Origin of the sequence: Polaromonas sp. YR568 (assembly GCF_943369415.1) — a bacterium.
In the GTDB taxonomy this organism is placed as follows: Bacteria; Pseudomonadota; Gammaproteobacteria; order Burkholderiales; family Burkholderiaceae_C; genus Polaromonas.
The window spans coordinates 1-10,479 of the sequence record NZ_CALRNF020000067.1 but is presented as its reverse complement, the minus strand read 5'-3'; the positions used below and the strand labels follow the sequence as shown (position 1 = coordinate 10,479).

Below are 10,479 nucleotides of genomic sequence, written 5' to 3'. Positions count from 1 at the left end.
AGGGCGGTTGGCTGGGTCTCGCCCCGGCAGGCGACATACTTTTCTTTGCTTCGCCAAAGAAAAGTACGCAAAAGAAAGGCGACCCTGGTTGCTGCGTCCCTCCGCTTCGCTACGGGCAACCTGCGGTGCTCGGTTCAGGCGTGGTCTCGGTAAACTCGCTACGCTGCGCTTCGCTCAAACAACGCGATCCCTGATCCGCCTGACCCTGCGCTCCTCGGCGCATCCACAAGGGGCAATCGGGATCGGGAACCGAATACCGAAATACCAAGAAAACAAATACCAACGAGGACTCGCCATGGCGAGTCCTCGTTTCTTCAGGTATTCGGGGTTTTGTCTTCGGCTGTTGGCTGTTCGATATTTCTTCTCTCCGCTCCCACCCCTTGTGGATGCGCCGAGGAGCGGAGGGCCAGACGGATCAGGGCAAAAACTTGTTTGAGCGAAGCGAGTTGTTTTTGACCCCGGCTGGACCGAGCACCGCAGGTTGCCCCGTAGCGAAGCGCAGGGGACGCAGGAGCCAGGGTCGCCTTTTTTTGCTTACTTTTTTTGGCGAAGCAAAAAAAGTGAGTCGCATGCCGGGCGACCCCGGCCAGCAGGACTCAGAGGAGAGCGCACCGCCGGAGCATCAGCCGGCAAAGAAAAGCGCCGGATCCACCATGCAACGGTTCAGCATCACCCCCCAGTGCAAGTGGGGCCCAGTCACCCGGCCGGTCGCCCCCACCGCCCCGACACGCTCCCCGGTCTTGAGCGTATCGCCAGGCTTCACGTCGATGGCACTCAGATGGCACACCATGCTCAGCAAACCGCCGCCATGATCCAGCCACACCGTGTTGCCGTTGAAGAAATAGTCACCTGTATCGATCACGCGCGCCGGCAAGGGCGACACGACCGGCGTGCCGGTGGCGGCCGCGATGTCCATGCCGCTGTGCGGGTTGCGGGGCTGGCCGTTGAAGACGCGGCGCAGTCCGAAAGAACTCGAGCGCCGGCCCGGCACCGGCACCTGCATGCGCAGCGAGCCCTGCGGCAGCGGCTGGCTGAAGGTGGCCATCACGCCTTCCTGGTGGGCGCGTTCGCGTTCGTAGCGCGCCAGGTCCTCGGGCGACAAGTCCACCGTGCGCGGTTCCACCTTGAGTTGCTGCTCGCGGTAGCGTTTGGGCGCCACCACGTAAGGGATCTCGCGCCGGGTGCCGTCGGCGGCCTGCACCGTGATGCCGGCGTCGCCGGGCGGGGCCGACAGCGCGATGCCCACCAGTGCCGTCCAGGCGTTTGCATCGCCCAGAACCAGCAAGGGAATCTCGCCCGCGAAGGCCAGCGGCCGCTGCGCCGACGGGCCCAAAGGCAGCCGCGCCACACCGCCCGGCACCTGCGAGGCATTGGGCCAGGGAGTGGACGGCGAGGGCGTTGCAGCCGAACCGGCTGCCGGCAGGGCCAGCCAGCCCGCAGCGGCCATTACGGCGCCCAGGGCCGAGCGGCGGTTCAGGGATGAAGAAACAGTAGCGTGTGAAAAACGTGAATGCATGGCGCCATTATTGCGGCGTCATGGTGATTTTTCCCTCGCGCACATAGTCGTCGAACTGGATGCGCGGAATGGCCGTCACCGCGGCCACGCCGTCGCCGGCGTCCCAGCTCAGCGTGGCGCTGTCGGGCTCCAGCGCGACTTCAACGCGCACGCGCGGGATTTCAATCGGGGCACCGTCACCCGGTGTGAAGGTCACGTCACCGGTAATCATGGCGAACTGGGGCATGGCTGTCTCCTGGATGGGTTGGAAAATGGGCAACAAGCCCGTGCCCTCCCATTTAAGCCGGGTTCGCGGCCATCCTGTGTAGGCGAACAGCCACTTTGGGCAGCGGCCCCACACGCCATAGGGATACCCGGCGCGCGGCCTCTGCAATTGCCTGCAGCCTGGTTTCGAGGCAGACTGTGGCCGTTTGACCTGCCTCAAAGGCCTCGCGGCTGGCAGGCAACTTGAAGCGCCCCACACAGGAGACGTGACCATGCCCGGGCACAAGATTTTCACCATGGCGTTCGCCAGGGTCTATCCGATGTACGTCCAGAAAGCGGAACGCAAGAACCGCACAAAGGAAGAGGTCGACCAGATCATTCTCTGGCTGACGGGTTATGACCAGGCGGGATTGAAACGGCAGATCAAACAGGAAAACGATTTCGAGACCTTCTTTGCCCAGGCCCCCCGCATGCACCCGAATGTTTCGCTGATCAAAGGCGTCGTCTGCGGCATCCGCGTGGAGGAGGTCGAAGACCCGCTGATGCAAAAAATCCGCTGGCTGGACAAGCTGGTGGATGAGCTTGCCAAAGGGAAGGCGATGGAGAAGATTCTTCGGTCGTAGCCGGGCGGCGGTTCATGGGCTTGCCAAGCCGAAGACCCGGTCAGGGTCTTCATGCACGATGAGCCAATAAGGCCGACCCGTCAGGCCTTCCATTCCTCGCTGTCTTCGCCTTGCCACAACTTGATGCGGCCGGCCTTCACCTTCAGCAGCACCAGGCCTGGCGTGTCAGCGCCCTGGTCAAACCATTTATCCAGGTCCGGCACCCAGTGCTCTTCAAACTGGGCCTTGTCGCGAATCAGTTCCGCTGTGCCCGCCACGCTGACGTAAAGCCCGTCTTTGCCCTCAAACGCCAGCGAGACGCGCGGGTTGCGCCCGATGTCGGATACGGTGCGCGACTGCTCAAAAGTGAAGTAATACGAGTTGCCGTCATATTCCACATCGCCGTTGTTGCTCATGGGCCGGGTAGCCAGCTCGCCGCTGTCGGTCATGGTCGTCAAGGCTGCGATGTCGAGCTTGCGCATTTTTTGCGCGATGGATTCAAGGGACGTGTTGGCCATGGATTGCTCACTGGGTAAGTTGAAGAAGCCTTGAACTTATTGGCAGCCCGGCAGGCGCAATGTGGGACGTCGGCCGACAAGCACCTCGGAAGGATTCCCGTGCCCAGGTTAATCGCGTGGGTTCTGCGGCGACCGGCCCCAGACCAGCAGCAGGTTGTTGGCCGGCATGAGGTGCCGGGCGCGCAACTGCAGGCCGGCACGCCCGGCTTCCTGCTCCACATCTTCCCTGCGGCGTATGCCCCAGGCCGGGTCTTGCGAACGCAGGCTCTGGTCGAACGCCAGGTTGCCTTCCGACGTGGGCACGCCATTTTCCAGGTAAGGCCCGTAAGTCACCAGCACGCCGCCGGCCGCCAGGTGGCGCGCGCTGCCTTGCATCAGCGCGGCGCAGGTCTCCCAGGGCGAGATGTGCAGCATATTGGCGCAGTAGATGAGGTCGAACTGCGCAGCGCCCGGCAGCCATTCGGCCGCCATCACGTCCAGCACCAAGGCAGGGCGCACATTGGCCAGCCCCTGCTCAGCCACCCAGGCAGAGATCGAACCCAGCGAAGCCGGCATCGCGTCGGTCGGCTGCCAGGTCCACTGCGGCAGGCCCGCCGCAAACCAGGCCACGTGCTGGCCTGTGCCCGAGGCGATCTCAAGGGCATTGCCTTGTTCAGGCAAGACCTTGAGCAGAGCCTCCAGGATGGCTTGTTTGTTGCGGTCCGCCGCAGGGCTGAAGTGGGGGCTGAGATTTGGCGATGGCATGGCGGTCATTAAACCGCACGCCAACCACCTCACGCAAAGTAGCCGCTGTTCCGCATGCCCGCCAGCAGCCGCAGGAGCATTCGAATCGGCACGCCGATCTGGTGGCGGCGGGATGTTCGCCTGACCGGCTCTTCACGCACCGGCTTGCAGCGCCGCCGGCTTGGGCCCGGCAGCTGCCTTCGGTGCGCCGGCGCGTATCCGTCGCGCGCCGGCTTTCCTTTCTTTTTCAGAAATGGCGGATGGGCTAACGGGTGTAGTCGCCCGTGGCTTCGGGCTGGTACTGGATGGCCAGGATCTGCGCGGCGCAGCCCTCGCCGTGCGGCGTGAGCCACCTGGCGACATCACCGGCCCTCAACCCCAGCAGGCTGCTGCCCACGGGCGACAGTACGGAGATGAGGCCGGCGGCGGGCTCGGCATCGCCGGGGTAGCAGATGGTGAGAACCTGGCGGTGGCGCGTGTGCGCATCCACGATTTCCACACGGGAATTCATGGTGACCAGATCGCTGGGCGCGGCGCGGGAGCTCGTCACCTCCGCGCCGTCCAACCAATCGACCAGGTCGGCCAGGTGGCCGGGGCGCTGCTGGCTCAGCAGCTTGCTGAGGCGGGCGTAATCAATGTCGGTAAGCGTGCGCTCGCCGTGAACCATTGCATGCATGGCTGCACTCCATCAATGCGGACGCCGGTTGTGAAAGGCGTTCGCGAACGCGCGGGGTGGGTGCCCGGCGGTGGATGGTTGCGCTGAAAAGGGAGGGAGCGGACCGCCGGGCTCAGGAAAGTGCAGGCGTCTGCTGGCGACGCGGGGAGCGGATGATGAGGCGGGTCATGCGTGGATCTTAGCCCGCAGCCAATACCCGCACACTTCTTGCCAGATTGAAGCTCATCAGGAGCCGGCGTGGGATGGTTGACCCCAGGCCTTATTCCTCTGAATCCCCTGAATCCCTTTTCAAGCGAAGTAGCCGCTGTCCCGCATGTCCGCCAGCAGTTCCATCTCTCCCGGTTGCCAGCCCAAGGCACTGCGCGTCAGCACGCTCGAAGTCGGGTTGTCAATCGCCACAAAACGCGCCAGCCAGTCGAAGTGGGCGGGCGCTTCATCCGCCGCGATGCTGCGCACCGGAACACCCAGCCCCACGCCTATGGCCTCGGCAATTGCGCGCATCGGCAGTCCCTGTTCGGCCACCGCATGCAGGCGCGCGCCGGGCAGGGCGCTTTCCAGCGCCAGGCGAAAGAGCCTTGCCGCGTCCAGCCGGTGCACCGCCGGCCAGCGGTTGGCGCCTTCGCCGATAAAGGCAGACACACCCTTGTCGCGCGCAACGCGCGCCAGCATGGGCACAAAACCGTAGTCGCCCGTGCCGTGCACCGAAGGCGGCAGCCGCACCACGCTGGCGCGCACACCGCGGCCGGCCGCGGCCAGCACCATGGCCTCCGCCTTCGCGCGCGGGTTGGGCGAGGCCTCAGGCACGGGTGTGTCTTCCGTCGCCGTGCGGGCGCCGGCCAGCAGCACGGTGACGGATGTCGCGACCAATGGTTTGCCCGAGCCTTCGAGCGCGCCCAGCATGGCCGTGACGGCCTGGCGGTCCGTCTCGGCCGCCGCGGCGTGCGCCGAAAAATCATGAATGAAAGCGGTGTGGATCACACCGTCGCAGGCCCCGGCCGCGGCGGCCAGGCCGGCGGTATCCGCCAGTTCACCGCGATGGGCCTGCGCACCCAGCCGCGCCAGTGTGTCGGCCGCCGCATCGCTGCGCGCCAGGCCCAGCACCTCGTGGCCCGCGGAAAGCAGCTCCTGCACAATGGCCGAGCCGATGAAGCCTGTGGCCCCGGTCAAGAAAACACGCATACTGAACTCCTGAAAAATCAATGAGCCCGCATCTTGCGTCGCCAAACCGATTCGCAAAAGCCGTGAGCGTATACAGGTATGAGCACTAACACCCTGACGAACCCCATCACCCAGTCTGCACAGCCCGCCCAAGCAGCACAGGCCGCACCCCTCACGCTGGGCGGCTTCCTGCGTGACCGCCGCGCGCGCCTGCCGCCCGCAGCGGGCGCCGACAGCCGCCGCCGCACACCCGGCCTGCGGCGTGAAGAAGTCGCCACACGCGCCCATGTGAGCGTCACCTGGTACACCTGGCTCGAGCAGGGACGCGGCGGCCCGCCGTCCGACGAGGTGCTGGAGCGGCTGGCCGGCGCGCTGGCGCTGGATAAAGCCGACCGCGAGTTCATGTTTTTGCTGGCCCGGCAGCGGCCGCCGCCCATCAAGGGCGCCGCATCGTCACCCGCCGTCACGCCCGCCCTGCAGCGCGTGCTCGACGGCCTGACCGCCAGCCCCGCCATCGTCAAGACGCCCAGCTGGGACATCGTGGCCTGGAATGCCGCGGCGGCCGCCGTGCTGAGCGACTACGCCGCGCAGCCGCCCGGCGGGCGCAACCTGCTCAGGCGCCTGTTCACCGACCCCGCCATGCGCAGCCTGCCCGACTGGGAGGCCAATGCGCGATTTGCCATGGCCGCCTTCCGCGTCGACGCGGCGCGCGCCGGTGACTGCCCCGAGGCCGCCGCGCTGGCCGAAGAACTGCAGACCGGCAGCAAGGACTTCCGCCGGCTCTGGGCCGACAACGAAACCAGCGGCCACTACGGGGGCGTCAAGCGCATAGAGCGCCCCCTCGCAGGCGCCATCACGCTCGAGTACCAGTCCTTCCCCGTCGACAGCGCGGCCGGGCTCAGCATGATTGTGTTCACGCCGGTGACGCCGGCGGATGGGGAAGCCGTGGCCTTGCTGATGGCCAACAAGGCCGGGCCCTTGAAAAAAGCCGGGAAGCGCTGAAAGCCTTAGCCGGCTTCCGCCCGCTCTTCAATCTCACGCCAGCTGCCCTGCGCCATGCCGTCCAGCGCATAAGGGCCTATGGATGCGCGTATCAGCCGCAAGGTCGGGTGGCCCACCGCGGCCGTCATGCGCCGCACCTGGCGGTTGCGGCCCTCGCGTATGCCCAGCGATATCCAGAAGGTCGGGATCGCTTTGCGCACCCGCACCGGCGGCTCACGCTCCCACAGGCCGGGCGGCGCGTCCATGCGCTCGGCGATGGCGGGCCGCGTGGGGCCGTCGTTCAACAACACGCCGCCACGCAGCGCGGCCATTGCCGCATCGTTCGGCTCGCCCTCGACCTGCACCCAGTAGGTCTTGAGCATCTTGAAGCGCGGGTCGCTGATGCGCGCCTGCAATTGCCCGTCGCTGGTCAGCAGCAGCAGCCCCTCACTGTCGGCATCCAGCCGCCCGGCCACATAGACACCCGGCAGGTCAATGAAATCCTTGAGCCCGCGCCAGCGGCCTTCAGCCGTGAACTGGCTCAGCACGCCATAGGGCTTGTTGAAGCAGATCAGCCGGGGCGTTGCCCCAATGGCGGACAAAGTGGAGTTGGTGGGGGGCATGAAGCTGGTGATCGTAATGGAGTCTGGCGTGCATCAACGCAACGCAGCTTGCCCCGCGCAAGATGCGCAGCACGCGTGCCGCCTGGAGGGAGAAGCTGAGAATTCTAGTGGCAGGCCCTGCGGCCCGCACCGCGCACGGCAGCAATGGCCTTCGCGGCCCTGGTGCGGTGCCACTGCGATAGCATCGCCGCATGAGTACCCAATACGAAAGCATCCGGCCCGCCACGGTTTACCCTGAGGCGTTCCGCGTGGCCGCACCCGAACAACCGATTGGCCTGCAGGTGTGGCCGCGTCAACCCGGCGTCTTCATTCGTCACGTCGCGGTGCCGGCTGGTGCGGAAAGTGAAGGCCTGGGCGACAACCCCACCGAAGAAGCCAGCGAAGCCGGCAAACCGCCCCATGAACTGGTCACGGGCCAGTTCGGCCTGGTGCCGCGCTGGGTCAAGTCCGCGTCAGACGCCAGGCTGCGTTCAACCAAGCTGGTCAACGCGCCATCCGAAAGCGTCACCACGTCCACCAACTTCCGCCAGGCCTGGCTAGCCGGCCAGCGCTGCATCGTGCCCGTGATGGCATTCATCGAAGAAGACTGGCGCAGTGGCAAGGCCGTGCCCACGCGCATTGCGCGGGTCGATGGCAAGCCGATGGGTATTGCGGGTTTGTGGGAGCGCTGGACAGGCGCAGACGGTGAAGTCATCACCAGCTTTTGCCTGCTCACACTCAACGCCAACACCCACGCCCTGATCAGCCGGTACCAGCAACCTGGCAATGAGAAGCGCATGCCCGCGATCTTGAACGAGGGAGGCTTTGACGCCTGGCTGGGCGCAAGGCCGGAGAAAGCGCGCGAGTTCGTGCGGGCCTATCCGGCCAACTGGTTGTTGGCCAACCCGGTTCAGAAGGGCGGCAGGGGCCGGGAGTGGTAAGCGCAGGCCTCAGGCCGCCGCGGCTTCTTCAGCCCGGGCTTTTTGCTGCGCCCGCATGATCTGGTGGCGCTGCCAGTAGCTCCCCAGCACCGCCTTGAAATGCGCCTCCTGCTTGCCCAGGCCCTTGAGCTTGATCTTGCTGGTGCGCGCACCGATCAAACCCTTGTCGAAATGGGTGATGGTCAGGGTGTTGCCGAAACTGCTGTTGTTGAACGTCATGCCCTTCACCTCGTCCCATGAGGTCAGCTCGCCGCCATCCGCCGTGGCGTGCACGCCTTCGTAGCTGATGTCGATGCGCTTGTCTTTGCCCAGGTCAAATGACACCGGCGGGAAGTAGCGCAGCACCACCGCGCGTTCCTCGTCGGTGGCCGGCTCATAGCGGTAAGCCAGGCTTTGCTCATGCGCGGCCGCGAAGCGTTGCTCGTACTCGCTCCACAGGCGCTGCTCGATGGCGCCGGCCGTGGCGATCTCGTCGGCCCAGGTGGACGACGGCACGGTGGTGACGATGGCGCCGTAGCTGCTCTCGGGCAGCTTGTGGCCCACGTTGCGCATGCGCTCCAGCAGGGGCGGGTGCGTGTCGTAGGGGTGGGGCACGGCGGCGGTCTTCATGGCCGTCACAAACTCGCCCGAGCTCGCATAGGGATGCAGGCCGGCCGCCACAAAACCCGCAATGCCCAAGGCGCCGCTGTGCTGGTGCTCCTGCTCAAACAGCTTGCGTTCCACGGTGTTGCGGTAGCTGGAATAGGCCGAGATCTTGATCAGCGACTGCACGATGGACTGCGGCGCCGTGAGCTTTGCGGCCACGCGGTCGGCGGTGTATTCGCGCTCGCGGCTGTCGCGCGCCAGCGCGAACTCAAACACCATGCGGTACAGGCGCAGCAGGTAGTGCGCCACGATGGTCAGCCCGCCGCTGCGCATTTGCCAGGTGTAGAGGTCGAACTGGTTGAGCTTGGGGCCCAGCGCGGCGCTGCTGCGCGTGTCGCCGCCGCCCAGGTGGGCCAGCTCGTGCGCCAGCACGGCGTCCGCCTCGGCGGTGTCCAGCACGCGCAGCAGCGGGATGCTCACAAACAGCGTGCGGCCCGTCAGCGCCTGCCCGGCGACGGAGCAGGGCGCCTCGGTCACAAAGAAGTTGGTGTCTATGCCGGCAATGATCTGGTCCGGCGGCGCCGTGTTGACGCGGGCGGCCAACTGGCGAATGCGGTCCCACAGGCGGGGCGCATCGGCCTGGCCCAGCAGCTCGCCTTCAATGGCATAACCCGAAGGCAGCTTTTTGAACAGGGTGTAGATCGCATAGAAGACCGCCAGGGCCGCCATAATGCCGGCCAGGCCCACCAGCTTGATGTAATAGTTGTGCCAGAAGTAGGCCGTGAGCCAGAACGAGAGGAACACCAGCATGGCGCTTTGCAGCGTGACCTCCACCGCGCTGGAAACCGTCATCAGCCGCCAGCCCGCCACAAAGCTGGCATAACGCAGGCCGCGGTTGGCAAACGCCAGCGCGCCCAGCACGCCGGCCGCCGCCAGCAGCGCCGCGCCCAGGATCAATGTCCAGAAAGCGGCACGATCGGCCCAGTGGAACCACCAGTGCATGGAATAAGGGCTGCACACCTTGTCGTGAAAGACCCGGTCCTCAGGGGCCGTCGCGCCGCACGCCATCGAGAGCCTGTGCGTGTCGTAAAACGCGATTTCCTCGGCCTTTTGCGCCGGCGTCAGCTCCCGCGCGGCGTTGATGCGTTCATCGACGCGCTGGATGAAATCGCGGTCCTCCGTCTGCAGCACGTAGTGCGTGAAAACCAGCGTGGCCGCCGGAATGAGAAAGAGCGACGCCAGGGTCAGCAGAAAGACCCGCCAGAGGTCGGCGTGGATCGTGCGTGCAGAGGCCATGTGAAAGGTCCCGTGAATTAAGTCGATCCATGATAGCGGTGCTTTGTGGCGTTGACGCTTGCCTGTGCCTGGCTTGCGAAATGGGCAGGTGAAGCCCATGTCGGATGCGCATTGGTTCGCGTGACTGGATCACGCTGCATCGTCCGGCTCGCCCTCGACCTGCACCCAACAGGTCTTGAGCATCTTGAAGCGCGGGTCGCTGATGCGCGTCTGCAATTGCCCGTCGCTGGTCAGCAGCAGGCCTTCACTGTCGGCATCCAGCCGCCCGGCCACATAGACCCCGGGCAGGTCAATGAAATTCTTGAGCCTACGCCACGGCCTTTGGGTGTGAACTGGCTCAGCACGCCTTAGGGTTTGTTGAAGCAGATGAGGCGGGGAGGTACGTTATTGTCGTGGCTGATAATTTCCCCAACCTATCCGCTGCGTTCGATGTTTATCGCACACTCTCCCTTGGGATCATTTTTCAACTGAAAACGAACGGAAGCCCCTACAATTAGTGCTGCTTCGTCGGTAACGGATGTTCTATAGTGTTGAATTCCGCTGAAGTCTGACCCGAGTTTTCCATCGAATATTGACCCACACTCTTTGTGAGCAGAAGGTGCTCACGATGTGGATAAGTTCTTGGTTTTCTCCTTTTTGGGCTGAGTCTGTGTGGATCTGCCTCAAAGTGCGCCGCT

At 65.1% G+C, this 10,479-nt stretch carries 11 protein-coding genes and 1 pseudogene; 3 read left to right on the top strand and 9 right to left on the bottom strand.

Features of this window, described 5'->3' with window-relative positions; genetic code table 11:
* Window positions 1-622: 622 nt before the first annotated feature.
* Both ACLV74_RS24905 and ACLV74_RS24900 read right to left on the bottom strand, forming a co-directional pair.
* Window positions 623-1,516, bottom strand: a complete 894-nt coding sequence (locus ACLV74_RS24905; RefSeq protein ID WP_411882105.1) for a peptidoglycan DD-metalloendopeptidase family protein — start codon at window positions 1,514-1,516, stop codon at window positions 623-625.
* A gap of 7 nt (window positions 1,517-1,523) precedes the next feature.
* A complete protein-coding gene (locus ACLV74_RS24900) occupies window positions 1,524-1,742 on the bottom strand; it encodes a hypothetical protein (protein ID WP_411882104.1) in 219 nt (72 codons plus the stop codon).
* Between the two features lie 250 nt (window positions 1,743-1,992).
* Here ACLV74_RS24900 and ACLV74_RS24895 point away from each other — a divergent pair, with 250 nt between their 5' ends.
* The gene (locus tag ACLV74_RS24895; RefSeq protein ID WP_411882103.1) at window positions 1,993-2,343 is read left to right on the top strand and encodes a DUF2200 domain-containing protein; all 351 of its coding nucleotides are present in this window, start codon (window positions 1,993-1,995) and stop codon (window positions 2,341-2,343) included.
* Between the two features lie 80 nt (window positions 2,344-2,423).
* On the opposite strand, the gene ACLV74_RS24890 is transcribed toward ACLV74_RS24895, so the two are convergent.
* The 4 genes from ACLV74_RS24890 to ACLV74_RS24875 form a co-directional block, all read right to left on the bottom strand.
* A complete protein-coding gene (locus ACLV74_RS24890) occupies window positions 2,424-2,840 on the bottom strand; it encodes a pyridoxamine 5'-phosphate oxidase family protein (RefSeq protein WP_411882102.1) in 417 nt (138 codons plus the stop codon).
* A gap of 108 nt (window positions 2,841-2,948) precedes the next feature.
* Window positions 2,949-3,584: a DUF938 domain-containing protein gene (locus ACLV74_RS24885; RefSeq protein ID WP_411882101.1), complete on the bottom strand. Its 636-nt coding sequence runs from the start codon at window positions 3,582-3,584 to the stop codon at window positions 2,949-2,951.
* 244 nt (window positions 3,585-3,828) lie between these two features.
* Window positions 3,829-4,239: a GreA/GreB family elongation factor gene (locus ACLV74_RS24880; protein ID WP_411882100.1), complete on the bottom strand. Its 411-nt coding sequence runs from the start codon at window positions 4,237-4,239 to the stop codon at window positions 3,829-3,831.
* A 288-nt stretch (window positions 4,240-4,527) separates the two neighbouring features.
* Entirely contained in the window at window positions 4,528-5,418 is an 891-nt protein-coding gene (locus tag ACLV74_RS24875) for an SDR family oxidoreductase (RefSeq protein WP_411882099.1), read from the bottom strand.
* 78 nt (window positions 5,419-5,496) lie between these two features.
* Between ACLV74_RS24875 and ACLV74_RS24870 the strand changes: the two genes are divergently transcribed.
* Window positions 5,497-6,399: a helix-turn-helix transcriptional regulator gene (locus tag ACLV74_RS24870; protein WP_411882098.1), complete on the top strand. Its 903-nt coding sequence runs from the start codon at window positions 5,497-5,499 to the stop codon at window positions 6,397-6,399.
* 5 nt (window positions 6,400-6,404) lie between these two features.
* On the opposite strand, the gene ACLV74_RS24865 is transcribed toward ACLV74_RS24870, so the two are convergent.
* Window positions 6,405-7,001, bottom strand: a complete 597-nt coding sequence (locus ACLV74_RS24865) for a pseudouridine synthase (RefSeq protein WP_411882097.1) — start codon at window positions 6,999-7,001, stop codon at window positions 6,405-6,407.
* A gap of 191 nt (window positions 7,002-7,192) precedes the next feature.
* On the opposite strand from ACLV74_RS24865, the gene ACLV74_RS24860 reads away from it, so the two are divergent.
* Window positions 7,193-7,921: an SOS response-associated peptidase gene (locus tag ACLV74_RS24860; RefSeq protein WP_411882096.1), complete on the top strand. Its 729-nt coding sequence runs from the start codon at window positions 7,193-7,195 to the stop codon at window positions 7,919-7,921.
* Window positions 7,922-7,930: 9 nt separating this feature from the next.
* Here ACLV74_RS24860 and ACLV74_RS24855 read toward each other — a convergent pair whose 3' ends face one another.
* Window positions 7,931-9,802: a M48 family metallopeptidase gene (locus ACLV74_RS24855; RefSeq protein ID WP_411882095.1), complete on the bottom strand. Its 1,872-nt coding sequence runs from the start codon at window positions 9,800-9,802 to the stop codon at window positions 7,931-7,933.
* Window positions 9,803-9,934: 132 nt separating this feature from the next.
* Window positions 9,935-10,146, bottom strand: a pseudogene (locus tag ACLV74_RS24850) (pseudouridine synthase); the annotation flags it as partial.
* Window positions 10,147-10,479 lie beyond the last annotated feature (333 nt).